The sequence below is a fragment of the Neptunomonas japonica JAMM 1380 genome (assembly GCF_016592555.1).
GTDB classification, from domain to species: Bacteria; Pseudomonadota; Gammaproteobacteria; order Pseudomonadales; family Balneatricaceae; genus Neptunomonas; species Neptunomonas japonica_A.
Genome location: NZ_AP014546.1, coordinates 1259620 through 1284613, shown reverse-complemented (window position 1 = coordinate 1284613; position 24994 = coordinate 1259620). Strand labels below are relative to the sequence as shown.

Sequence of the window (24994 nt, the reverse complement as noted above, 5' to 3'; positions counted from 1 at the left end):
GATGATGAAACAGATCTCACTGATGCCAGACGAACAGTATCAACGTCTGCAACAACGCAATAACGCAGAGGTAAAAAATCTCTGGGATATTCTCGATGAAGTAAAAGATCCTGAAGTGCCCGTTCTGAGTATTTGGGATCTAGGTATTTTGCGTGATGTAGAGCTCGACGGAAGCAGTGTGGTAGTGACTATCACTCCCACCTATTCTGGCTGCCCTGCTATGGATACCATCAGTAGCGATGTAAAAGCCGAACTCAACAAAGCAGGCTATCAAGAGGTGGTTATAAAAACCAAGCTCTCGCCAGCCTGGAGTTCCGAGTGGATGTCGCCACAAGGACGTAAAAATCTTCGCGAGTATGGCATTGCGCCACCTGAAGATGCCGATCTTTGTGAAGAAGGTTTAACACCAGAAGCTCATGCCCAATGCCCACATTGTAATTCCAGAAATACTCGAAGGATCAGTGAGTTTGGCTCTACTGCCTGCAAAGCACTGTTCCAATGCAATGATTGCAGTGAGCCATTTGACTATTTTAAAAAGATATAGGTGAAGCGATGTCTGACACCAATTTCTACACATTAAAGATAGCTGACGTACAACCGGAAACGGATACGGCTGTCTGTGTAACATTCGATGTTCCAGAAGCTCTAAAAGAAAAATTTACATTTATCCAAGGTCAATTTTTGACAATTAAAGCCATGATCGACGGTGAAGATGTGCGTCGTTCATATTCCATATGTTCAGGCATTAACGATGGGCATATGCGCGTAGGTATCAAACGCGTAAAAAACGGTAAGTTTTCAAACTTTGCTAATGATACTTTTAAAGCCGGTGATGAAATAGAAGTTATGCCTCCCCAAGGTAGCTTCCATACCGAGCTCAAAGCCAACAATACCAAGAACTACATGTGTATCGCTGTAGGCTCAGGTATTACGCCCATGATCTCGATTATAAAATCCGTACTAGATGTTGAAGCTGATAGCCGTGTTACATTGATCTACGGCAACCGTCGTAGCAACTCAGTGATGTTCAAAGAAGAGCTAAACTTTGTCAAAAACCGTTATATGGATCGCTTCCAGTGGATCAATATTATGGATTTTGAAGACCAAGGCGCTGATTTACTTAATGGCCGTATTGATAACAAGAAAGGATTCGCTCTTCAAAAAAGCGGCTTGATTGATATCAAGAGCACTGATGAAGCCTTTATTTGTGGACCCGAGTCAATGATGTCTGAAGTATCTCGGGGCTTTCGCATGGAAGGCTTAAGCGACGATCAGATTCATTACGAGCTGTTTGCAAATTCATCAGCCGACTCCCAAGCGATTCTAGACAAAGCCCAGAAACGTATCGAAGAGTTTGGCGAGGAAAAACTGAGTAAAGTAACTGTGGTTGCTGATGGTCGCTCAATCATGTTTGAACTGGCCACTGTAGGCTCAAACATCTTAGATGCGGGCATGGACAATGGTATGGAATTACCTTACGCCTGTAAGGCTGGTGTATGCTCTACCTGCAAATGCAAGCTAGTAGAAGGTGAAGTCGATATGGACATCACTCACGGTCTTGAAAAACACGAGATCGAAGCCGGTTATATTCTGAGCTGCCAAGCACACCCTATATCAGATAAAGTCGTGGTCGATTTCGACCAGCGCTAAACCCTCCGACTGCACTTATCTTAAACTCTTAAGCCCTGCTACTTGCAGGGCTTTTTTATTTCACTTTTTAAGCTCTATTTGCAGTACCAATCCTTACTAGTACATCAGCTTTTATATACCCAAAGATACTAACGCATTCCGACTATCCAGCACTATTAAAGCTAAATGCGCTAGCACTGATAACCCCTTTGTTAACAAAATCACAAACAATTAACACCACCTCCCCAAACAACCACCTATACTGAACCAATGCAAAAAGGGGAGCCACATGAATAACGAATATAAACCAATGATAATAGCCTGCGTACTATCCGCCTTATCCGGCGCGCTTGTAATGGGTATTATCTGCTTTATAGCGAGAGCATAAGGTATTTCCTACCCATATATGCAGCAGAATTAACATACCGAATACGTCACAATAAATGCCCCTCCAGCACCAAAGTAGTCACATATTCTGCTTTTGCATCTCATTAATCGCACCCACTTAATACATACACACCTGAAACCTCATCAATTAAAAAAAGCCTCACGCTTTCGCGCCCATCGCTCAGCTAGCTTGCGCTGATCGAATGTTTTTGATTCTTGATATATAATCTTGCCAGCTCGACGAATACGAATTTGAACGGTATGCGCAACAAATCCACCTCTTCGTTTACGCGGTGTGATAGCTGTCATCAGCATTCCAGTGCTACAAAGCCAGTGCTACACGGGTTTATGTAGCACTTTTTGTAGCACTCTATATGCTAAAACAACCCCAAACGGCCTAAAATAGAACATTGAATAACTCAACGAATACAGCCTTAAAATCAGACACCACGCGGGATACGCTGAATCGCCGCTTTTGCATAGCACCTATGATGGATTGGACAGATAAGCACTGTCGCATGTTTCATCGTGTCTTATCCCAAAATACCGTGCTTTATTCAGAGATGGTCACATCAGGCGCGCTAATTTTTGGTGATAAGCATCGCCACCTCGCTTATAACGAAGGCGAACACCCCGTCGCTCTACAACTCGGTGGCAGCGATCCAACAGATCTAGCAAAATGCGCACGTCTGGCACAAGAATATGGCTATGATGAAGTTAATTTAAATGTTGGCTGCCCAAGTGATCGCGTTCAGAACAATATGATTGGCGCTTGCTTAATGGAGTACCCTGAAAAAGTGCGTGATTGCATGTCAGCTATGCAGGAAGCCGTAGATATCCCAGTCACCATTAAGCACCGCTTAGGTATTGATAACCTCGATAGCGACGAGCTTCTTCACCACTTTGTCGATACTGTAAAGACTTCAGGGTGCAACACATTTATCGTACATGCTCGAAAAGCTATTTTGCAGGGCCTTAGTCCGAAAGAAAATCGAGATGTACCACCTTTACAATACGATAGGGTTTATAAGCTTAAACAAGCTTTTCCTGAGCTTGAAATTATCATTAACGGTGGCATCAAAACCTTAGACGACTCTCAAGAGCACCTTAAATATGTTGACGGCGTCATGATGGGAAGAGAGGCCTACCAAAACCCCTATATACTCGCCGAAGTGGATAATGCTCTATATGGCACAAACCAACAGACTATGAGCCGTATAGAGGCTATTGAAGCGTATTTACCCTATATTGAAGAACAGCTCAGGCAAGATGTATACCTTAATCACATATCTCGACATATTTTAGGTATATTTCATGGTATGCCTGGAGGTAAGCAATTTCGCCGCCTGATTAGTGAACAAGCTCACAAACGTGGTGCGGGTATTGAAGTGATTCAACAAGCCCTCGCTAAAATAAAAGAGTTTAACTAATTCACCAAAAGATAATTTATGGAAATCCAACCCATGGAAAGCCAACTGCAGCAACTTAAATCAATGACAACCGTAGTTGCCGATACGGGTGATATAGAGGCTATCAGCCAATTCACGCCCGTGGATGCAACCACAAACCCATCACTGCTACTCAAAGCAGCTGGCCTAGCTATCTATAGCCCTTTGCTTGACCAAGCCAAAGCGTGGGCATATGAGCAAAGCCAAGAGCCTAAAACACAGCTCTCTTTGATGACCCAAAAACTAAGCGTTTTAATCGGCCTAGAGATTCTTAAAATAATTCCTGGCAGGATTTCTACCGAGGTGGACGCCCGCCTATCTTTTGATACCGCTGCGACAGTTGAACAAGCACACCAACTCATTCGCTTATATAACGATGCAGGCATCAGCAATGATCGCATCTTAATAAAAATTGCATCAACTTGGGAAGGCATACAAGCAGCCCGAATTTTAGAAAAAGAAGGCATTAACTGTAACCTAACTTTGCTCTTTAGCTTTGCACAAGCCGCTGCCTGTGCCGATGCAGGCGCTTACTTGATCTCGCCTTTTGTTGGACGCATTTTAGACTGGTATAAAGCGAAGCAACCTGAACAAGACTATTCTGGCGAATTAGATCCTGGTGTAGTCTCTGTTTCAAGCATCTATAACTTTTATAAAGTAAATGATTATAAAACCATTGTGATGGGTGCCAGCTTTAGAAGTATTACTGAAATCCAGTGCCTTGCGGGTTGTGATCGACTCACCATCAGCCCACAACTAATGAGCGAACTAGAAAACTCTCATGCTGCATTACCTCAAAAGCTAAGCACAGAAACAGCTACTTCAGAGATCGCCATTCCAGATAATGACGAAGCAACTTTTCGATGGTTAATGAATGAAGATGCAATGGCAACAGAAAAACTAGCGGAAGGTATAAGGAATTTCGCAGCGGATCAGGTAAAGTTAGAACAAGTACTAGCAAGCCACGAAGTAAGCATATAAAAAATAAAGGGCTCTAAATGCATCCTGCAACGAGCCCTTCGTTCACATCCATGTAAATCATCACAACAATCCTGATGCGATGGCCAGACGAACAATTCCGTTCGTTAAATCAACATCCCTGCTGCATCCCTGACAACCGTTATTCTACAGACTGCATAAATCGAGGCTATAGGAAAAAGTCCTATTTTTGCTCTAACACACTAATCAGATTATTAAATGCTTCATAGTTTGAATCATTTAACGACATTAAAATTTTATGGGCACTAATAATACGAAGCTGAGTTGCCTCAACGGACTCTTGCACTACCGGAACATGCTGCAATTCACATTGAGTCTTGGGTAAAGACTCAAGTAAAACAAAAATATGATCAAACCCCATACTCAATAAAGTTTTCGTCACATCATCGTGCGTCGACACTAAAACAGGCGTAGGGAATTCCTTATTCTTGGCACGTATCGCTAGCTTTGCTATAAGTCCAAAAGTCGTGCTATCAAGACAAGTTGCTTCTGTTAAATCCACTAACACTTGGTCACACTGATCTGATGATAGTATCCGCTCAATATGAGTATCCAAAGACGAACACAGCGTTAAGCGCACTTCACCAACAAATTTAATGACATAGTGGTTATCTACAACAGCATAAAAAATTGAGCCCAGACTCATGATTAAACTCTCGACACAGTCATTATGGTAATATCATCAGGATACTGTTCCAGATGCTCACTTGAATCAAATATATAAGATTTCAGTACTTCTAAATCTGCACTGTTACTCTCTAGCCACTCATAAAGACCTTGCTCTTTTTCAGAAATTGAACTTTGAGGCAAAAGCTCCAACACGCCATCGGAAAAGACAGACAGTGAAAACTCCGTATCTAACTCTATCTGATTTTGTGAAAAAACAGCATCCGAAAATAAACCAACCGGCATTCCCCGCCCCTCCAACACAAACATACTACTTGACGACTTATACACAGGCATCGGATGGTGCCCACCTACGGCATAAGTAAGCGTATTATCTGTGTTATTGATCAAACCAGCAAAGATAGTTAAATGCTTATCCAAAGCCAAAGAACATAGTTCAGAATTTATACGATTAAGAGTTTTTAAAGGCGACAGGATGTCATAACTTGAGTCACGCCTAAAGTTTCGAAGCAGGCGACTGGTTATATTTTTAAGAAGCACCGTTACTAACGCTGATGATGCTCCGTGACCAGAGACATCCGCCAGATAAAATAAGGTAAGCTCATTATTGATAGGCAGAACATCAACAAAGTCTCCACTTACAATAAGAGAAGGCGTAATGCTATATTGATACTCAATATTCTGTATTACTTGTTTTTTAACTGGAAGCAAACGATTTTGCACTTGAAAAGCGGCGTACTGGTCATCCTTAAGCTCTTCTAGGGATGCCTCTAACCCTTCTCGATAAATCAACCTTTCATATAGCAGGCGACATCGAGTCAACTTTGCTTGCAGGGAGCTTATAAACTCCTCATATTCTGACTGCAGGCTTTCCAGATAAAAAACATCATCTGCGCCCGCTCTCAAAGCCCTAATCACAGAGACATCGCTACTACTAGATAAAACAAGTACGATAGGAAATCGCCCGTCATCACTCAGCAAATCGGCCAATTGCTCTAAATCAGATCCACTGGAAACAAATAAGACACAAATACCAAAGTGCTTAAAATGCGGGGCGCTTACCGCTGATACAGAACAGCTCGTACCAGAGTTCATATCAGCTAAAACAGACTTAACTAAAGGTAAGTCCGCTTTTTCAAAACCAACTAGCTGTATATCTGATAGGTGTGTTGTCATAAATAATAGTTTAATCTGATCAAGAAAAATTATCGCTAAAAATCGTCCTGATTAAACTGCCCATCCATTTGCCCATCTTTAACTGCGTAATCCCGCTGCTGTAAATAAGCATCACGCACAAAGCTATACTCATCACCTGTAATTAGTTTTTCAGCTGAAAACAAACCTACACGCGTATCTAACAAGTTAACACCAAAGCCGGTGTTACGCGTAGGAATATGCTCTACTTCATTTGCCCAGACATTCGTCGCAGCATCTGGAATTCGCCCCAAGCCATCACGAACAGAACTTGGGCCAAATAAAGGCAATACGACATATGGCCCAGGCTTCACACCCCAATAGCCTAGCGTTTGCCCAAAGTCCTCATCGCTACTTTGAATACCCATTGGCGTTGCCACATCTATCAAGCCAGCAATACCAAATGTGCTATTGAAAACAATACGAGAAAAATCCTTAACGCTACCTTCTAGCTTTAACTGCAAAATATTATTCGCTAATGAAGTGACATCGCCAAGATTTGAGAAAAAGTTATGCACTCCAGTTTCAACTATATCAGGAGTCACAGCGTGATAGCCTTGAGCAAGTGGTTTTAAAAGCGCACGGTCAGCGGTTTTGTTAATTTTATAGACTGTTCTATTAACTCCTTCCCAAGGGTCACTTTCAACAGCCGCAATAGCACCAGAAGTATAAAAAGAAAACATGAGTGCAACACCGCACCCAAAGCCTGCTGCTTGCTTATTGAACATTATCACTTCCTGAAACGACTAAAACTTAATTGTAAGACACTGTACTAGAAAATAAAATCAAACTTTTATAAAACGCAAAAAGACTCCCGAAGGAGCCTTTTAAGCGAATTACTAATCTAAGTTTAGATTAGAAGTCTACGCGCATACCAGCAGAGAAAGTGTCGCCGTCACCAGCATCTTCATTTTCTTCTAAGTAGTTAGCAAATACACGAGCTTGCTTACCTAGAGTCTGCTGAACTTCGATACCGTAACCTTTAGCATCGCCTTCTTTAGCGAAGTTAGCTAGCAGTTTAGTGTTACCGAAAGCGTAAGAACCAGCTAGTTCATACTGGTTGTCATCTAGTGCTTCTTTATCTTGGTACAAAGCAGCAACATATAGAGCATCAGCAGCATAAGAAACAGAAACAGCAGTTCTGTTAGCATCATCTACAGCTTCATTGCTGATGTATGAGATACCACCAGTGAAACCAGCCATGCCGTATTTAGCAGCTAGGTGATAAGAATCAGCGTCTTCGCCATTTGTAGTGCTACCATCAGCAACAACAGCAAGAGCACCCTGGAAACCACCCATGTTAGGAGTAACGTAAGAGATCACGTTGCTTGCACGGAAAACGTCTACTGTAAGAGCAGTAGAGTTACCATCAAGAATATCAACAGCGCCAGTTACGAAGCTGTATTCAGGAGTCCACTGCTGACCGATTGCAGCAGTACCGAAACCACCTGTCAAACCAACGTAAGCCAAACGACCAGCGCCGAAGTCAGCTTCGCTAGCACCAGCACCGTTAACTTTCCACTCACCACGGTAGATAGCTTTAACGCCATCAATGTTAGTGTCTACAGAACCTTTGATACCGATACGTGAAGCGTTATCAGCAACATCTAGGTCTTTATTTTCTTCAGCAACTACTTTAAGGCGCAAAGAACCGTAAAGTGTAGCGTCAGCCTGTGCAACCATTGGAGCAGTCAGAGCACCAGCAACAGCTAGAGCGATCAGTGACTTTTTCATCAATATTTCCCCTTCAAGATTCAACATACTAGTAGTGAATTCAAGTTTTTCTTAATGCCCGCTCTTTTTTAGAACAGTGCTATATAAGAAAGTACTATAATTTTAAAATATTTCAAACATATGAAGTAATTTTTTTACTTTTATTTCATATGCCTATCAATTCTTCTTTAACTGTTACTTTATCAATAACCGTTATTTTTATGAATCATGAGCATTTTTCTCTAAAACACCAAATTTACGCACATGATTAAATTGTGCGCAATTAAACCACAGCAAAGGAGACACCGCAACCCTTTGAAAGTTTCCTGCCACCTTTAATACTTGAGATTTATTTTTTATTGATCTCAATCAGCTTGCACATCTTTCCAACGCTGGCGTACTCTTTTCTCAGAAACACTCACCGACGTCCCTAGCTGCTGAGCAAAAAGTGAGACCCTATATTCTTCCAAGTACCACCGATAACTATTTAGCTGCTCAACCCACAACGCATTACTCCCTCCCAGCTTTGTTTTGTGTTCTTTTAACTCCACAAACGCTCTCCAAAGCTGTTGCAACTGCTCACTTAACAGACGCTGACGCTGAATTTCACGAGGAAACTTTTCTAGGCGCAATATAATGGCATCCATATATCTGGGGTATTGATTTAGCTCAGACCACGAGATGTAGGATATGTAGTTTTTAAAGACTAAATTTTCGAGCTGGTTTTTAATATCATTCAATATAGTCACCGACTCAAATGAAACACTAGAGCTCAACTGCTTCACAATAGCGTGGTATTGCTTATGTATTGAAAAAACTAACCTAGCTAACTCTTGCACGCTAGCGCTTAATTCCACCTTTGCTTTCTTAATTTTTTCGGCAAACTCTTCTCTCGATGCAGGAAGCGTCTCATCTAACTTCATCACACGTCTTACCGACTGGCGAATGACATTTTCTTCTAAATCTTTTTTTGTAAATATTTTACTAGCAAACAATAAACTTTCATTTAAATGAGGAATTTTGGAGCGACTTGTACGAATCTGCGGATTCATCGATAACATGGCTAGCCGTGTAAAACCCTGAATGGAAGCTTGAACAGCTTCAGCTTTATTCATCGCCAACATAAGTTCAACACTGTCTTTACGGTCGACAAGCATTGGCCAAGCATCAATCATAATGCCACCAGCTTGGCGCAACTGCACTTTTTCTGCCAGTTCACCAAAATCCCACTCAGTTATCCCTTTACGCCCCCAACTGTCTTCTGGCCCTTCTTTTATAGCTGCATCAGAGGACGAGCCAAAGTGCTCACACAAGAAGCCCCAATCTCGATTTTCAGCAACTAAACGCCCTTGATCATCAAGTAATTTAATATTGATGCGGTAATGGTCATCCAACTGAATCTGACTTAACTCTGATGACTCAAGCCGAACGCCACTCATACGCAACAATTGATGAGCCATCGCTTCGAACAAATCACCTTCAGAAAAAAGCATTGCTTCAGAGATAGCTCCAGCATAGTCAGGTACAGGTACAAAGTTTTTACGGCGCTGTTTTGGTAAGCCTTTAAGCAAAGCAGTACATTTTTCTCTGAGCATTCCTGGTACAAGCCATTCAAGTCGCTTAACCGGCAACTGGCGCAGAAGTGCCAATGGAACCGAAATGGATACACCATCATCGACGGCTCCCGGCTCAAAGTGATAACTTAAGTTTAGCTTTATCCCCTTCCATTCAAATTCATCGGGATAATCACTTTGTGACACATGCGAGGCACAGCGCTGCAAAAGGTCTTTTTCCGTCAGATAAAGCACTTCTGCTTGCTTAAACTCAGCCTCTTTGCGCCACTTTTCAAACCCTGCACCATTGACTATATGCTCTCCCTGCAAGTCAATAAACTTACGTGCATAAAAGTCATAGAGCGTGTCTTCATCCACCAGCAAGTCTTTACGCCGAGATTTAGCTTCTAATGTTTCAATTTGTTCTAACAAGCCTCGGTTATGATTAAAGAATTTTCCTTTTGTGTAAAAGTCACCTTCGACAAGCGCTGAGCGAATAAATATCTGATGCGAAACTGCTGAATCAATAACCCCGTAGTGCACGGTGCGTTTAGGAATAATTAGTAATCCAAAAAGCGATACTTGCTCCGTTGCTACCACCTGTGCCCGTTTCTTATGCCAAGAAGGCTCAAGATATGAACGTTTCACAAGATGTTTCGCCAACGACTCAGCCCACTCAGGCTCAATACGAGCCAACATACGAGCGTACAACTTAGTGGTCTCAACCATTTCAGCAGCCATCACCCATTTCGGTGGTTTCTTAAATAAAGCGGAGGCAGGAAAAACATGAAAACGACGATTACGAGCACCAAGAAACTCTTTATTTTCCTGTTTAAAACCAATATGGCTCAGCAACCCAGACAACAGCGAGATATGTAATTCCCGGTACTCCGCTGGAACTTTATTTTCTTTCAGTCCTAACTGCTTAGCCGCTAAATGCAATTGGCGATGCACATCACGCCACTCTCGCATACGCATAAAAGAAAGAAAATTTTGCTGGCAATATTTTCGTAACTGATTTTGCGAAAGCTCTTGACGCTGCTCTTCATACTGATCCCAGAGATTCAACATAGTTACAAAATCGGACTCCTCATCTGCAAACTGTTTATGCTTTTCATCAGCTGCCTGCTGCTTATCGAGTGGGCGCTCTCGAGCATCTTGAGAACTCAACGCACTAGCGATTACTATGGTTTCTTTAAGAGCCCCCTGTTTTTCAGCCTCAATAATCATTCGACCAATACGTGGGTCAACCGGAAGCTTACTGAGCTTTTTGCCCAAGGAGGTCATTTGCCTGTGCGTAGTCACAGCCCCCAGCTCTTCTAGCAACTTAAAACCATCACTAATAAAACGACTATCAGGCGGATCAATAAAAGGGAAGTCAGCAATATTACCAAGCTTTAAGTTGAGCATTTGAAGAATAACAGCGGCTAGATTCGTACGTCGTATCTCTGCATCTGTAAAAGCTGGGCGCTGCTTAAAATCCTCTTCACTATAAAGACGAACACAAACCCCGGCAGCAACTCGTCCACAGCGCCCCGCTCGCTGATTGGCGCTAGCCTGAGAAATAGCTTCAATGGGCAAGCGCTGAACTTTTGAGCGATAGCTGTATCGTGAAATACGTGCAACACCTGTATCGATCACGTAACGAATATTAGGTACAGTAACAGAAGTTTCTGCCACGTTAGTAGCAAGCACTATTCGCCTACCGGCACTGCGAGTTCCCTGAAATATTCTATTTTGCTCGGATACACTCAAACGCGCATATAATGGCATCACTTCGGTATCTCGTAGTTGCGCTTTTCTCAGCATCTCTGCAGATTCTCTAATTTCCCTCTCGCCACTTAGAAAAATCAGAATATCGCGCGCACCGGCTCGCTTCGCCGCTTTATCAAGCTCAATAATTTCATTAACAGCTTCATAAGTACCCTGCAGAAGTGTTTTATCTTGTAAGCCTTCTTCATCACTTAGCAAAGGACGGTAAATTGTTTCAACAGGATAAGTACGACCAGACACCTCAATAATAGGGGCACCATCAAAGTGCTCAGAAAATCGCTCTAAATCTATTGTGGCAGAAGTAATCACTAACTTAAGATCAGGACGTCGCGGCAAAATACGTTTAATGTAGCCCAATAAAAAATCAATATTCAGGCTTCTTTCGTGCGCTTCATCAATAATAACAACCTGATACTTTGACAATAACGGATCATGCTGAGTTTCTGCCAGCAAGATACCATCAGTCATAAGCTTAATAAGAGAGTTGTCACTCACTAAATCAGTAAAACGAACCTGATAACCTACTTTAGCACCCACCTCAGTGCCAAGCTCTTCTGCAATACGCGTGGCTACAGTTCGTGCCGCAAGCCTTCGAGGCTGTGTATGACCTATTAACCCCTGAGCGCCATAGCCTAGCTCCAAACAGATCTTAGGTAACTGAGTAGTTTTACCAGAACCAGTTTCGCCAGCAATCACCACGACTTGATGCTGACTAATGGCTTCTTTTATTTCATCTTTTCTATCTGCGATTGGTAATGCAGGGTAGTTAATATCACCTATCAACAATTGCTTCTGTGACACCTGCTTTTGGCTCGTCTCTATTTGGGACTCAATAGAGGCTAGCGTCCTATCAATCGGCAATGCATTTGTTATGCGCTCTGCCATTTTATTAATAGAATGACGTAAGCGCTCTCGATCAACCGTGCGACACGTATCAAGCTGCTTACATAAGGAAGAGATTTGCTGAGTATTATTGTTCACAGAATTCACATGAAATATTTTATAAAAAGGTCTTATTAAAGATGACGACCGTATTTAGGATGTTGCAAAGCATTAAGCTCCTCCTCGCGTAGCTGGCGACGGAGAACCTTACCTACGCCATTATGCGGTAAGCTTTTTCTAAATTCGACGACACGAGGCACTTTATATGAGGTCAAGCGCTCACGACAGTAATCCCTAACATCACGAATCGAAAGCCGTTGGTTAGAGGAAACTACGTAGAGCTTGATGTGCTCTCCGCAAATCTCGTCTGGAATACCAATTGCGGCACACTCCAACACATCAGGATGACAGCTAATGACTTTCTCTAATTCATTTGGATAAACAGCAAAACCAGAGACATTGATCATATCCTTTTGGCGATCAACAATTTGAATATTGCCCTGAGGATCTACTCTTGCAATATCACCTGTTTTTAACCAACCATCCACCAATACCTGCTTGGTATCTACAGGCTTATTCCAATACCCCTGCATTACCTGCGGCCCCTTTACCCACAACTCGCCGGTCTCTCCATAAGAAAGCACATCTCCCTCTTCCCCTAAGATTTTAACTTGAGTATCGCGCAAAGGTTTCCCAACTGTCCCAGAAGCCACAGACCTTGGACTATTGGCCGAAACAACCGGCGATGCTTCTGTTAATCCATATCCTTCTAATACTCTGCTGCCTGTCACACTCTCCCACTCATGAGCCGCTGATTGGGTTAAGGCGACACCACCAGAAAATGTTGCTTTGAGAGAGTTAAAATCTAGCTGTACAAATATTGAATGCTGACACAAACCGATAAAATGTGTATTGAGGCCAGCAAGAATAGTGAAAGGATACTTTACGAATTCGCCAACCAATGCATCAAGATCCCTAGGATTTGGGATTAACACCATATGACTACCGTGAGACAACATAACAAGACAATGAAAAGTTAAAGAATAAATATGGTAAATAGGTAACGGAGTGCAAACTACTTCTTTTCCAGAAACAAGTATTTCACTAAGCACATCATTTATCTGGTGCATATTAGCAATAAGCTGTCGATGATGTAGCATTACACCTTTCGCGACTCCCGTAGTCCCTCCAGTATATTGTAAAAAAGCAAGATCATCAGGACAAATGCTGACCTTTTTAAATAACTTCTTTTCACCTAATTTAAGAGCTTTTCTAAAGCCAACCGTGCCAGCAAAGCTATCCAGACCGCTGTCAGACAGTTGCCAATTGCTAGAAAACGTATACCACCAGCGCGTCATAGGCGAATGGAGATCAACTACATTCGTTACAATAACGGTTTGCAACGATGTTGTATTGATTATTTCTGCTAAATTCTCACTCATTTGAGATAGTACAACAGCTGCTTTCGCTTCACTGTCTTGCATTTGTCGCTGCAATTCATTAGCAGTAAATTGAGGGTTGAGGTTAATAACAACAAGACCCGCTTTCAACGCACCAAAAAGAGCAACAGGAAACTGAAGTAAATTTGGTAACAATAGCGCTATTCGGTCACCTTTTTCTAACAATGTATGATGTTGAATGTAAGAAGCAAAGTGTGTGCTTAGCCGATCTAACTCTTGATACTCTAGCGTAGCACCAGCATGAGTAAACGCAGGAAGGTAAGTGTAACGCTTACATGAAAGAGACAACAATTCAGTAATAGTTGAAACGGGAAGATCTGTTGTCTGCTTCAAAGTAGTCCTATCCATGTTTTAATAATAATGACTAACCAACACTTGGCCGTCATTCATCATAAGCGCTGCGTGACAAACGGCGATCCTTATCCAGTCCTCCTTGAAACACCACCATTTCACCCGTATTTAAAGTAATCCATGCTTCATTATCAGTAAGTGGGTCTGTAGCAATAACGGTAACAATATCGTTATCTGTCGTTTCTTTACAAAAATCCACCGTCAAATCGTCGTCTTTCAAGCTTGCTTCACCAAAAGGCGCTCGCCTAGTAAGCCAGGACAATTTAGTAGTGCAGTAAGTAAATAAGTATTCAGACTCAGACAACAACATATTGAATACGCCCAACTCTCGTAACTGCTCACAGCGCTGATGAATAAATGTCGTTAACTCATCAATATTTTCAGGTCGTTCTGGAAACGCCAAACGTACTTGGTCTAATAACCAACAAAATGCATATTCACTATCAGTACTTCCCACCGGCTTGTAAAAAACCAGAGGAAGATCAAAAATACGTTTATCGAGCTGCCCATTATGAGCAAAAGACCAACTAAACCCCCACAATTCACGAATAAAAGGGTGAGTATTTTCTAAACAAACCTGGCCTACATTAGCCTGTCGAATATGACTTATAACAACCAAGCTTTTAATAGGGTGGCTTTTTATTAGCCGAGCAATGACTGAATGGCAGCTTGGTGCGGGATCATGAAATGTCCTCACTCCCTTCCCTTCATAAAAAGCAATTCCCCAACCATCACGATGTGGGCCTGTTTCACCGCCTCGTTGCATTAAGCCACTAAAACTAAAACAGATATCAGTAGGCACATTGGCACTCATACCAAGCAATTCACACATAGGCTAAGAGTTCTGCTTTTCAGGTGTTGTTAAAGTAATCTTATCGGGTAAAGAATCAATAGCATCTACACCAGATTCATAATCGACAGCTTTTGCTGCGGGATAAGCCGGGCTTGCATTTTCTCTTCGCTCCCCCTGAAAACAGCCGGCAGGGTCAATGCTCATAATTTTGCTAAGCACCATCGCTCGAACTTTTCCGCCTTTCTCGATATGCAACTCATCACATACGACTTCACCTTCCAACAAGCCGCTAACCGTCATATGCTTGGCTTTAATATTGCCTGATACGTGACCAGTTTTACCAATTGATATGTTATCCAACGAGTTGATATTCCCTTCGAACATCCCATCTATATGCATTTTACCAACGATATTCATTTCGCCAGAAAACTTGTTCCCTTCAGCAATAATAGTTATGGCTGAACGGTTTGATTTAGAGGATAGAGATTTTTTAAGGATGCCCATTTTACACTCTTCACTGTAGAAAAAATTGTATCAAAGTTAGCAATATTCCACGCGACAAAAGGCGCTGGATTAATCTTCGAATAGAGATGGCGCACTTCATAATGCAGATGCGGCCCGGTAGATTTACCTGTATTGCCGCTTTCAGCTATTTTCTGTCCTTTATGAACAAATTCGCCACTACTTACTTCAATTTTATTCAAATGACTATAACTGGACTTAAAACCAAAGCCATGAAGAATCACAACCTGTTTGCCATAGCCATCATGCTTATTACCTGCAGACTCTACTACGCCATCCGCTGTCGAGTACACTGGTGTTCCTGTATTCGCTTTATAATCAATGCCATGATGCATTACACGTTTTTTACGAATAGGATGCATCCGCATACCAAAACCATCACTAATTCTGATAGCTTGAATAGGTACACCGTTAGGGATACTGTTTAGCATAAACAAACGTTGGTTAGCCATCATTGTCAAAGACTCAAGCCGCTCTTTTGACATATCGCTTGATGGTTCTACATTTAGCAGAGCCTCCAAGCCACTCAGACTTGCGCCTAGTGTAGCATGTAGCTCACCTAGACGGTTATTCCCCTCATAAAGCTTATCACCCATACGAATATTTTCAGCTTGTAACTTATCACGCTGACTTGCAACTCGCGATAATGAAACACTTAACTGATCTAACTCATTTTTGTATAGATTCTGTGTTCCCAGCATCATTTCATATTGATCATTTAGCTGTTCATGATCTTCTTCAAGATCAGATAAGTCGTCGCTTGTTTTCACTAAAAACCAGTTGGAGATAAAAAAACTTGTAGCAAATAACACAACAACCAGCGCCACAATATAGCGTGCAACTTGCCCTAAAGAGTACTGACGTGAGCCACGAACGGTTGTTAACGTGACTATTAACTTATTCTTCAATCGCTGCCCCTTAAAGGCTTTCCCAAACAGCGCTAAATATACCCATAAATTTCAGAGTTGTCATAAAACACCTGTATATTCACTTCATAGCATTACTCAATAGTCTAAAAACTAAACCAATTGTCTATAGACCAGTATCACTACTGTAGTAAATATGGTTTATGTTCTGTGGTTCTGAATGTATTTCCCCAGTTCAGAACTATAGCTAGAGTTACTATTATATTAAAAAAGGAAAGTAGGGTATGAGTCAGCATGATGTTGTTTTTTTAAGTGGCGTACGTACAGCTATCGGTGGTTTCGGTGGCAGCCTGAAAACTAAAACTCCATGTGAACTAGCAGCAGCCGTCGTTGGCGAAGCAGTTCAGCGTTCAGGGGTTGAGCCTACCGCTTTTGGACATAGCGTTATCGGAAATGTAATCCATACCGAACGCCGTGATATGTATATTGGCCGAGTTGCTGCAGTTGATGGCGGCTTGCCACACGAAACACCTTCTCTTACTGTAAACCGTCTATGCGGTAGTGGTTTGCAAGCCATTATTACGGCTGCACAGCAAATTGAGCTAGGCCAGTGCACCGCAGCCGTTGCCGGTGGTTCTGAAGTAATGAGTCGCTCACAATACTGGATGCCGAGTGCTCGCTTCGGCCAACGCATGGGTGATGGCGCTATTATTGACGCAATGGTTGGTGCCCTAACCTGCCCATTTGATGACACCCATATGGGTATCACGGCTGAAAATGTTGCTGATAAGTGGGACATTAGCCGTGAAGACCAAGATGCATTAGCGACACTAAGTCACCAACGCGCTGAAGCAGCTACCGCTGCGGGCCGTTTCAAAGATCAAATTTTACCGATTGAACTTAAAAGCCGTAAAGGCAGTACCTTCTTTGATACAGATGAGCACACCCGCCTAGGCTGTAAAATAGAAGATATGACGAAGCTACGCCCAGCCTTTAAACGTGATGGTAGTGTAACTGCTGGTAACGCATCAGGTCTTAACGATGCGGCGGCTGCGGTGACCATGATGAGTGCAGATGAAGCGAAATCACGTGGCCTTAAGCCGATGGCTCGTTTAGCAGGTTACTCGTTTGTAGGTGTTGAGCCTAAGTACATGGGTATCGGCCCTGTACCAGCTGTACGCAAGCTTCTTGATGAAGCAGGCCTAACTGTCGGCGATATTGATGTTTGGGAAGTAAACGAAGCATTTGCGGCTCAAGCTCTGGCTGTGGCACGCGATTTAGATCTTCCAGCAGACAAAGTGAACCCTAATGGTTCTGGTATCTCTTTGGGCCACCCAATCGGTGCTACTGGAGCGATCATTACAGTAAAAGCATTACACGAGCTACAGCGCGTTGAAGGACGTTATGCTGTCGTCACTATGTGTATCGGTGGTGGTCAAGGTATCGCAGCTTTGCTAGAGCGTGTTTAAGCAATAGCAACTACGTTTATGCGTAGCAAATAAAAAGGAGTCTCAATTGAGACTCCTTTTTTATCGCTTTACATAATGACATCGAGAAACATTAACTGATAAGAACACGCCTCTAATTCACTATTTTATAACAAGGCTGGTACTCTTCATGATTAATCTTCATGCGTTTTTGTTCAACAAACGATGCCAGTAATTGATCCAGTGACTGCATAATATCTTTATCACCCGTGAGCTCAAAAGGTCCGTGCTTTTCAATGGCCAACACCCCCGGCTCTTTTACATTGCCAGCAACAATACCTGAAAGCGCCTTTCTAAGCTGAGCAGCCAAAATATAATCGGGTTGTCCTTCACGAAGATTTAGTTGCGCCATTTCTTCATGTGTCGGCTCAAAAGGCTGCTGAAATTCGTGTGGTATATATAGCTGCCAATTGTAATGGTACGACTCGTCAGTCTTTTTGCGATAAGCCAAAACTTTCTCTAGACCCTCCCTCATTCTCACAGCAACGCCATGAGGATCACCTACGACAATCTCATAACGCTCTGCAGCACGCGCACCGATCGTTGCTTTAATAAAACGATCCACGGTTTCAAAGTAAGCCTCACTGCCTGCAGGACCAGTAAACACCAGAGGAAAAGGAACATTTCTATTTTTAGGATGAAGAAGAATCCCGAGCATGTAGAGAATCTCTTCAGCAGTACCGGCCCCTCCAGGAAATACAATGATTCCGTGCCCTAATCGCACAAACGCTTCCAGTCGCTTTTCAATATCCGGTAAAGTCACCAGCTCATTAACAATCGGATTCGGTGACTCCGCTGCAATAATACCAGGCTCAGTCAAACCAATATAACGCGGGCTCTCTTTACGTTGTTTTGCATGTGCTATGGTGGCTCCTTTCATAGGACCTTTCATAGCACCAGGACCACAACCCGTACAAATATCAAAGGAACGCAAACCCAGCTCATAGCCGACTTCCTTAGTATAGTCGTACTCTAATCGCTGAATCGAATGCCCCCCCCAACAGACCACTAAGTTAGGTTTTACGTGCGGTCTCATTGCTGAAGCGTGGCGTAAGATATGAAATACCGTGTTGGTAATACTCTCTGATTCCGTTAAACCAACACAGCATTGATCAAGCTCATCCCCTACATACAATAGATCACGAAGCACCGTAAACAAGTGCTCACGAATACCTTGAATAATTTCCCCATCAACAAATGCAGAAGCAGGTGCATTAATTAGCTCAAGTTGAACACCTCTATGCTTGTGCTTAATACGTATATCGAACTCACGAAAGCGGTGTAACACTGTACGAGTACTATCAAGTTCACTACCCGTATTTAATACCGCCAAGCAACATTGACGAAATAAACGATACAACCCCCTTTGGCTGATATCTTGTAATTTGGCAACCTCATGTGGAGAGAGAGTATCCATGCTCTCCAAGGGCGTTACACTTGCATTAATAAAATGTTCAGTGATCATAGACGCCACCCATCCTTAAAAATAAAATAAGAGCATATACAGCTCTATATACTTCAACATAGTTCACTTTTTATTACAGGTATATCTATAAATAACAAAAACTTATATTTTCCTTTCTTAACTTTAGCTGAGCAACCCATCAACAAAGCGTGGTAACTGCTCACTTGCAGGCCCATAAAAATGCGCTTTAAAATGAGACTCTTTACGAGAAGGCTCAAGATTAATCTCAACCGTATCAGCGCCCGCCTCATTAGCGACTTCTACAAAGCCAGCCGCTGGATAAACATGACCAGAAGTTCCTATCGATAAAAACAGATCACACTGACTTAGGGCGGTATAGATATGATTCATTTGCATCGGTTCTTCACCAAACCAAACAATATCAGGCCGTAAAGTGCCTTGAAGCCCACAACAGACACATCGATCTAAAGGGCTAGTATTATTTTGTACCAAAGAAACAAAGCCCGTTTGGCTACAGCGCATATTAAGCAATTCGCCATGCATATGAATCACTGCATCACTTCCCGCCCGCTCATGTAGGTTATCAACATTTTGTGTTACTAAGAGGAAATCACCCTTAAAGTGCTTCTCGAGAGTTACCAGCGCTTTATGGGCATCATTAGGTTGCACAGCTTCACTCAACAATTGCTCACGACGACTATTATAAAACTGATGCACTAGCTCTGGATCTCGATGAAAACCTTCTGGAGTGGCTACATCCTCTATATGATGATCTTCCCACAGCCCATCGCTAGCTCTAAACGTGCGAATCCCTGATTCAGCAGATATACCCGCCCCCGTTAGAATAACAACTGACTGATACCCCATACACTTCTCCAGAAAAGTTGACCACAAATACAAAACATTAGACTATCATGAATATTGAAGGTCTATTAAGTTTGTCATTCTCTGTTTCGGCTATAAAAGGATAGAGCCATGAGCGCAACAAAACTCTATATTCTCGATACCAACGTTCTGCTGCATGACCCCAAATGCCTATACGAATTTAAAGAGCAAGATGTCGCTATCCCAATGACAGTTCTAGAAGAACTCGATGACATCAAGGATCGTAAAAAAAATGTCGCCCAAGAAGCACGCTACGCTATTAAAGCTATTGATGACATTTTATCCACCGCTACTTCTCCATCACAAATAACTAAAGGCGTTCAGATCCCCCTCCCTGGAAAGGGGCGTGAAGAAAGGCTCGGTAAACTCAGTATTTTTCCAGACCATGAACTTACCGCCCGTCCTGGCTTTTTAACCAGTAACAAAAAAGATAACCTCATCATCAATTGCGCGTTACACCTTCAATCAACTACCACCCATAGAGAAGTTATTCTAGTCACTAAAGACATCAACATGCGTCTAAAAGCATTAGGCGCAGGTCTTGAACAAGTTGAAGACTATCGCACAGACCAGTTAGTTTCTGATATCGACTTACTACCTGCTGGCCATACACATTTAGATGGCACATTTTGGGAGAAGGTTGACCAAGTAAAAAGTATTCAAAAAGATGGACATACCTACCATCATGTCGACAAGTCGTTAATCCCTGAGGCATACATCAGCGAATACATCTTTGACGATACCAAAGATTTCGCAGCACGTGTTGTTGCGATTAACGACAACGAAATCATTTTACTCGACTTAGGTTACGAGCACTTAATGCAACAAAGTTGCTGGGGCATATCACCGATCAATATATTCCAAGCCTTTGCCATGCAATCGGTGCTGGATCCAAACATAGATTTAGCCATTCTTAATGGCGCAGCAGGCTCAGGTAAAACACTGATCGCCTTAGCCAGCGCACTCGAAATGGTGATAGAGGATAAACGCTATAATAAAATTATAGTGACACGTTCAACGCCACCTGTTGCAGAAGATATTGGTTTTTTACCCGGTACTGAAGAAGAGAAAATGACCCCGTGGATGAGCGCTATCAATGACAACTTGGAAGCCATGCATGAAAATGATGAGCGCCCGTTAAGTAGCGTCAAGTACACAATAGAAAAAGCAAACATCCAATTTAAATCTTTGAATTTTATTCGTGGTAGAAGCATTCAGGATGCTGTCGTCATCATTGATGAAGCACAAAACCTAACACCATCTCAACTAAAAACTATCCTGACACGCTCAGGAAAAGGAACAAAAATGATCTGTTTGGGCAACTTGGCTCAAATTGATTCAAACTACCTTACTCCCCTCACTTCCGGACTCACCTATATTGTCGAACGCTTTAAAGGTTTCGATGGTGCTGCAAACGTACATTTTGAAGGAATTTTCCGCTCAAGACTGGCCGAATACGCCGAAGAGAATTTATAATAACCCAGCTGCTGGAGATAAACTTCAGCAGCTTTTTTTATATGTTCATTCTGTTTATTAGTTCGTATTATGGAAGCAGAAAGCAAACACATGGATTTTATATGAGTATTGAGACAGCTTTAACAGAACACGCTTCAAACCCTTTAGTAGAATTCAACCCAAATGCTATTCTCGTGGTTGAAAATATGCAGATTGTGTATGCCAATGAAGCTGCTGGACACGTATTTCATACTCAAGTTTCTGAGTTAATCAACTTAGCCCTCACGAATTTAAACCAATCAGAAGAAAGCCTGGCTGTTTTAACTCAACATACGCAACAGGCAACCGAATCTAAAAGCTCACATCAACAGCATATAACGCTAATGAGCGGAGCTGGCATTCGTTACTACGATGCAACCTTCTTCTTTGCCCAGAAACAAGTCTATATCTTTTTTCAAGATATTAGCTCCCAAGTACAAACTGAAAACGCACTGCAGGCACAAGCAACACATGACCCGCTAACCGGTCTTTTCAATAGGCAGCAACTTTTCTTGATGGGCGCTCAAGATATTGCTCGCTCAAAACGTTACAATAACCCAGTTTCCATCCTAGTCGTCACTATAGCCAATATGCGCCACATTAATCAAAGCTACGGTTATGCGATGGGAGATCATGTACTAATCAACTTATCACGCTCCTTAAAAGACGTTTTACGCGAATCTGACTATGCAGCAAGGTTAGATAATAAAAGCTTTGTTATTTGCTTAATTGATGCAACGTTAGAACAAACTGACATCGTCACTCTTCGTATCAAATCCGCCGTTGCCAATCGAGATATAACCATTGCAGATACTAATATTCCGGTTGAAATAAGCTTTGGCGGTGCTGAATTAGATCATGAAGCAGATCATCAGTTTGATGATTTCCTTTTACGCGCAGAAAAAAACTGCGCCGAGAGTTAATATTTTGAAAAAAGCGATTACGGCAGTACTCACAGGCTTGATCCGGATTTATCAATACGCTATCAGCCCTTTTCTTGGTAGTAACTGCCGCTTTTACCCTAGCTGCTCACATTATATGCTCGAAGCAATCGAAACCCACGGCATTTTAAAAGGTATTGGGCTGGGTTCTCGTAGGATCCTAAAGTGTCACCCATGGCATGAAGGTGGCATGGATCCCGTACCACCAGCATGCAAATGCTCTCACAATGAGCATACACCCTAACATTCGAAAAAATAGTATTTAAGCCTATCGCCAAAAACGCGTTACAATCAGGCTATATCTAACTAAGTTATATCTCTTCAAAAAAAGCACTATTGAAAGGCAAATTTTGATGTTTTCGCCCTTAGCTGTCATTTCAACCGTTATCCTTTATATGCTAGTGCTATTTGTAGTTGCGCAGCTGGTTGAAAGGAGAATAGCCAAGACAGGAGCTCCACTAAAAAGCCCTTGGGTTTATGCTCTATCTCTTGCTGTGTTTCATACTTCATGGACATTTTATGGAAGCGTAGGCTTTGCTAGCACTTCTGGGTTATTGTTTTTAGGTATTTATGTTGGTGCGCTGATTGGTATCGTTTTTTGGTGGGTTACTTTACGAAAAATGGTTGCCATAAAAGAAACATTCCGTATCACCAGCATTGCCGACTTTATATCTACTCGATATCGACGCTCACAACGCATTGCGGGCTTAGTAACGTTCATCGCCCTTATCGGCATCCTTCCTTATATCGCGTTACAACTCAAAGCTATTGTTAATTCGTTTGATATAATCACTCATCAGCAAGGATCAAACGGTGAGTATAGCGGCCTTCTAGTGACGCTTTTGATGACAGCCTTCACCATCATGTTTGGTGTAAGGCGGCTTGATCCCACAGAGCGTCATCAAGGAATGATTGTAGCGCTTGTCGTTGAAAGCATTGTAAAACTGGCCGCCTTTATTTGTGTAGGATTATTTGTCTGCTTCATTCTTTATGATGGTTTCACCGACATCAGTACACGTATGGCTGAAGCAAACCTCTCATACCTAACGCAGTTTGACGCGGCAACGAATAGCGCTAGCATGTGGTTGACGCTTATTGTATTAAGTTTTGCTGGCATCTTCCTTTTACCACGTCAGTTCCATGTAGCTGTCATTGAGAACACAGACCAAAAGCATATAAAAACGGCCATGTGGCTGTTCCCGCTTTACATAATTGCGATCAATTTATTTGTTATACCACTGGCCGCGGCAGGCCTACTCAGTGGCTTACCCTCTGAGTCAGCAGACTTCTTTGTATTACTTTTGCCACAACAAGCAGGCTATAGCGGCCTCACCATGTTTGCTTTTATTGGAGGGTTTTCAGCCGCCACAGGAATGATCATCATTACAACGATGACACTAGCGACCATGGTATCGAATCACCTAGTTTTGCCTATTATTGAATCCGTTACATCAGCACAACGATTACGCGCCTACTTATTACAAATCCGCTGGGTATTGGTTGCTTTAATTTTAGTCAGTAGCTATTGGTTTGAACGTGAGTTCAGTGATTCCTATATTCTTGCAGCTATAGGCCTACTCTCATTTGCTGCTATTTTGCAGTTTGCCCCTGCCGTCTTCGGCGGAATGTTTTGGCAACGCGCCAACAGTGGCGGCGCTTTTGCAGGCTTACTCGCTGGTTTTGCCCTTTGGTGCTATACGCTAGGTCTCCCTACGTTTATTAAACAAGGCTGGTTAAACCCAGATATTTTAACTCATGGCCCTTGGGGTATTGAGTTATTAAACCCGGAAGCATTTTTAGGGCTAGACGGGCTTCACCCACTTACTCACAGTGTTATATGGACTCTGCTATTTAACATCAGTTTTTATATTATCGGCTCTCTTGTATACCAGCCTCATAAAGATGAAAGAACACTTACCACTGAGTTTATGACAGCACTGCAGCCACAAAAAACAGGCAACAAAGCCCGCCCAACGGGGTTAGACGCGTATATAACACTGAATACCAAAATTGAAGAGGCCAAAAGCTTACTCTCGCAGTACCTTAGTGCAGACAAAGCCAGAGAATCTGTATACACCATTGCTGAAGATTTACAGGTTCTTGGCCAGACGCACATAACCATCATTGAGCTAATCGAATTCCACCGCATGCTAGAGCACTTACTTGCAGGCTCTATTGGTGCAGCTAGCGCACACAGCGCCCTAGAACAAACCATTCGTTACACAGAACGTGAATCTAGCGACCTAAAAGCGTTATATAGCCACATTGTTAATGAGTTAGGCACACAAAGTATCACTCAGGAAAAAAACAGCGATGATGAAGATTTATTACCAAACGGCTTCGGCATGCTGTCAGACTTGCAGTCTCAAATTGACACCTTGGAAGACACTGTCAGTGGTCAACAAAAAGAGATTGTAGTGCTTGAAACAAAATTAGAAGACAGATACGAAGAAATTTTCAAATACAGAATGGAAGCACAACGAGCTAATCAAGAAAATGAAGAATTAAGAAGCCAACTAACTCAGCTGCCTCGCAACCCTTCACTTAAATAGATGTTATGACTG

Annotated in this window: 21 protein-coding genes; 9 read left to right on the top strand and 12 right to left on the bottom strand. The window is 42.4% G+C overall.

Going from position 1 to position 24994, the window contains the following annotated elements; genetic code table 11:
• Position 1 precedes the first annotated feature (1 nt).
• Both paaD and paaE read left to right on the top strand, forming a co-directional pair.
• Positions 2-544 carry a 1,2-phenylacetyl-CoA epoxidase subunit PaaD gene (gene paaD / locus NEJAP_RS05820; RefSeq protein ID WP_236591077.1) on the top strand — a complete coding sequence of 181 codons (543 nt, stop codon included), beginning with the start codon at positions 2-4 and terminating at the stop codon, positions 542-544.
• An 8-nt stretch (positions 545-552) separates the two neighbouring features.
• Positions 553-1650: a 1,2-phenylacetyl-CoA epoxidase subunit PaaE gene (gene paaE, locus NEJAP_RS05815; RefSeq protein ID WP_201349728.1), complete on the top strand. Its 1098-nt coding sequence runs from the start codon at positions 553-555 to the stop codon at positions 1648-1650.
• A 510-nt stretch (positions 1651-2160) separates the two neighbouring features.
• Here the strand turns inward: paaE and NEJAP_RS05810 are convergent.
• On the bottom strand, positions 2161-2325 hold the full coding sequence (locus tag NEJAP_RS05810) for a hypothetical protein (RefSeq protein ID WP_201349727.1): 165 nt from the start codon (positions 2323-2325) through the stop codon (positions 2161-2163).
• Positions 2326-2426: 101 nt separating this feature from the next.
• On the opposite strand from NEJAP_RS05810, the gene dusA reads away from it, so the two are divergent.
• Positions 2427-3446 carry a tRNA dihydrouridine(20/20a) synthase DusA gene (dusA, locus tag NEJAP_RS05805; protein WP_268927830.1) on the top strand — a complete coding sequence of 340 codons (1020 nt, stop codon included), beginning with the start codon at positions 2427-2429 and terminating at the stop codon, positions 3444-3446.
• A gap of 33 nt (positions 3447-3479) precedes the next feature.
• The gene (gene tal, locus NEJAP_RS05800; protein WP_201350479.1) at positions 3480-4445 is read left to right on the top strand and encodes a transaldolase; all 966 of its coding nucleotides are present in this window, start codon (positions 3480-3482) and stop codon (positions 4443-4445) included.
• Positions 4446-4626: 181 nt separating this feature from the next.
• Here the strand turns inward: tal and NEJAP_RS05795 are convergent, their stop codons facing one another.
• The 9 genes from NEJAP_RS05795 to NEJAP_RS05755 form a co-directional block, all read right to left on the bottom strand.
• Entirely contained in the window at positions 4627-5109 is a 483-nt protein-coding gene (locus NEJAP_RS05795; protein WP_201349726.1) for an STAS domain-containing protein, read from the bottom strand.
• Positions 5110-5111: 2 nt separating this feature from the next.
• Positions 5112-6266 (bottom strand): PP2C family protein-serine/threonine phosphatase, encoded by a 1155-nt coding sequence (locus NEJAP_RS05790; protein WP_201349725.1) that lies wholly within the window; start codon positions 6264-6266, stop codon positions 5112-5114.
• Between the two features lie 35 nt (positions 6267-6301).
• Positions 6302-7012 (bottom strand): VacJ family lipoprotein, encoded by a 711-nt coding sequence (locus tag NEJAP_RS05785; RefSeq protein ID WP_201349724.1) that lies wholly within the window; start codon positions 7010-7012, stop codon positions 6302-6304.
• Between the two features lie 127 nt (positions 7013-7139).
• The gene (locus NEJAP_RS05780) at positions 7140-8018 is read right to left on the bottom strand and encodes a porin (RefSeq protein WP_201349723.1); all 879 of its coding nucleotides are present in this window, start codon (positions 8016-8018) and stop codon (positions 7140-7142) included.
• Between the two features lie 344 nt (positions 8019-8362).
• Complete coding sequence (hrpA, locus tag NEJAP_RS05775; protein WP_236591076.1) at positions 8363-12304, bottom strand: ATP-dependent RNA helicase HrpA; 3942 nt, start codon at positions 12302-12304, stop codon at positions 8363-8365.
• 35 nt (positions 12305-12339) lie between these two features.
• Complete coding sequence (locus tag NEJAP_RS05770) at positions 12340-13998, bottom strand: AMP-binding protein (RefSeq protein WP_236591075.1); 1659 nt, start codon at positions 13996-13998, stop codon at positions 12340-12342.
• A gap of 49 nt (positions 13999-14047) precedes the next feature.
• Positions 14048-14848, bottom strand: a complete 801-nt coding sequence (locus tag NEJAP_RS05765; protein WP_201349721.1) for a class II glutamine amidotransferase — start codon at positions 14846-14848, stop codon at positions 14048-14050.
• 3 nt (positions 14849-14851) lie between these two features.
• A complete protein-coding gene (locus tag NEJAP_RS05760) occupies positions 14852-15313 on the bottom strand; it encodes a bactofilin family protein (RefSeq protein ID WP_201349720.1) in 462 nt (153 codons plus the stop codon).
• Entirely contained in the window at positions 15262-16239 is a 978-nt protein-coding gene (locus tag NEJAP_RS05755; RefSeq protein WP_201349719.1) for a M23 family metallopeptidase, read from the bottom strand. The genes NEJAP_RS05760 and NEJAP_RS05755 overlap by 52 nt, the downstream gene beginning before the upstream one ends.
• A 242-nt stretch (positions 16240-16481) precedes the next feature.
• Between NEJAP_RS05755 and bktB the strand changes: the two genes are divergently transcribed.
• Positions 16482-17666, top strand: coding sequence for a beta-ketothiolase BktB (gene bktB, locus NEJAP_RS05750; protein WP_201349718.1), 1185 nt, complete (start codon positions 16482-16484; stop codon positions 17664-17666).
• Between the two features lie 112 nt (positions 17667-17778).
• Here the strand turns inward: bktB and ppnN are convergent, their stop codons facing one another.
• Positions 17779-19149 carry a nucleotide 5'-monophosphate nucleosidase PpnN gene (gene ppnN / locus NEJAP_RS05745; protein WP_201349717.1) on the bottom strand — a complete coding sequence of 457 codons (1371 nt, stop codon included), beginning with the start codon at positions 19147-19149 and terminating at the stop codon, positions 17779-17781.
• A 123-nt stretch (positions 19150-19272) separates the two neighbouring features.
• Entirely contained in the window at positions 19273-19977 is a 705-nt protein-coding gene (gene cobB / locus NEJAP_RS05740; RefSeq protein WP_201349716.1) for a Sir2 family NAD+-dependent deacetylase, read from the bottom strand.
• Positions 19978-20085: 108 nt separating this feature from the next.
• Here cobB and NEJAP_RS05735 point away from each other — a divergent pair, with 108 nt between their 5' ends.
• From NEJAP_RS05735 to NEJAP_RS05720, 4 genes are all read left to right on the top strand, one after another.
• On the top strand, positions 20086-21471 hold the full coding sequence (locus tag NEJAP_RS05735) for a PhoH family protein (RefSeq protein WP_201349715.1): 1386 nt from the start codon (positions 20086-20088) through the stop codon (positions 21469-21471).
• Positions 21472-21572: 101 nt separating this feature from the next.
• A complete protein-coding gene (locus NEJAP_RS05730) occupies positions 21573-22412 on the top strand; it encodes a GGDEF domain-containing protein (protein WP_201349714.1) in 840 nt (279 codons plus the stop codon).
• Complete coding sequence (gene yidD / locus NEJAP_RS05725) at positions 22348-22674, top strand: membrane protein insertion efficiency factor YidD (RefSeq protein WP_419197843.1); 327 nt, start codon at positions 22348-22350, stop codon at positions 22672-22674. Before NEJAP_RS05730 ends, yidD begins: the two co-directional genes overlap by 65 nt.
• A 109-nt stretch (positions 22675-22783) precedes the next feature.
• Positions 22784-24982 carry a sodium:solute symporter family protein gene (locus NEJAP_RS05720; RefSeq protein WP_201349712.1) on the top strand — a complete coding sequence of 733 codons (2199 nt, stop codon included), beginning with the start codon at positions 22784-22786 and terminating at the stop codon, positions 24980-24982.
• The last annotated feature ends 12 nt before the right edge of the window (positions 24983-24994 follow it).

What these genes read in the sequence shown, in the direction of transcription:
- paaD (WP_236591077.1), top strand. Translation starts at nt 2, where the DNA reads ATGATGAAACAGATCTCACTGATGCCAGACGAACAGTATCAACGTCTG.
- paaE (WP_201349728.1), top strand. Translation starts at nt 553, where the DNA reads ATGTCTGACACCAATTTCTACACATTAAAGATAGCTGACGTACAACCG.
- NEJAP_RS05810 (WP_201349727.1), bottom strand. Translation starts at nt 2,325, where the DNA reads ATGACAGCTATCACACCGCGTAAACGAAGAGGTGGATTTGTTGCGCAT.
- tal (WP_201350479.1), top strand. Translation starts at nt 3,480, where the DNA reads ATGGAAAGCCAACTGCAGCAACTTAAATCAATGACAACCGTAGTTGCC.
- NEJAP_RS05795 (WP_201349726.1), bottom strand. Translation starts at nt 5,109, where the DNA reads ATGAGTCTGGGCTCAATTTTTTATGCTGTTGTAGATAACCACTATGTC.
- NEJAP_RS05790 (WP_201349725.1), bottom strand. Translation starts at nt 6,266, where the DNA reads ATGACAACACACCTATCAGATATACAGCTAGTTGGTTTTGAAAAAGCG.
- NEJAP_RS05785 (WP_201349724.1), bottom strand. Translation starts at nt 7,012, where the DNA reads ATGTTCAATAAGCAAGCAGCAGGCTTTGGGTGCGGTGTTGCACTCATG.
- NEJAP_RS05780 (WP_201349723.1), bottom strand. Translation starts at nt 8,018, where the DNA reads ATGAAAAAGTCACTGATCGCTCTAGCTGTTGCTGGTGCTCTGACTGCT.
- NEJAP_RS05765 (WP_201349721.1), bottom strand. Translation starts at nt 14,848, where the DNA reads ATGTGTGAATTGCTTGGTATGAGTGCCAATGTGCCTACTGATATCTGT.
- NEJAP_RS05760 (WP_201349720.1), bottom strand. Translation starts at nt 15,313, where the DNA reads ATGGGCATCCTTAAAAAATCTCTATCCTCTAAATCAAACCGTTCAGCC.
- bktB (WP_201349718.1), top strand. Translation starts at nt 16,482, where the DNA reads ATGAGTCAGCATGATGTTGTTTTTTTAAGTGGCGTACGTACAGCTATC.
- ppnN (WP_201349717.1), bottom strand. Translation starts at nt 19,149, where the DNA reads ATGATCACTGAACATTTTATTAATGCAAGTGTAACGCCCTTGGAGAGC.
- cobB (WP_201349716.1), bottom strand. Translation starts at nt 19,977, where the DNA reads ATGGGGTATCAGTCAGTTGTTATTCTAACGGGGGCGGGTATATCTGCT.
- NEJAP_RS05735 (WP_201349715.1), top strand. Translation starts at nt 20,086, where the DNA reads ATGAGCGCAACAAAACTCTATATTCTCGATACCAACGTTCTGCTGCAT.
- NEJAP_RS05730 (WP_201349714.1), top strand. Translation starts at nt 21,573, where the DNA reads ATGAGTATTGAGACAGCTTTAACAGAACACGCTTCAAACCCTTTAGTA.
- yidD (WP_419197843.1), top strand. Translation starts at nt 22,348, where the DNA reads ATGAAGCAGATCATCAGTTTGATGATTTCCTTTTACGCGCAGAAAAAA.
- NEJAP_RS05720 (WP_201349712.1), top strand. Translation starts at nt 22,784, where the DNA reads ATGTTTTCGCCCTTAGCTGTCATTTCAACCGTTATCCTTTATATGCTA.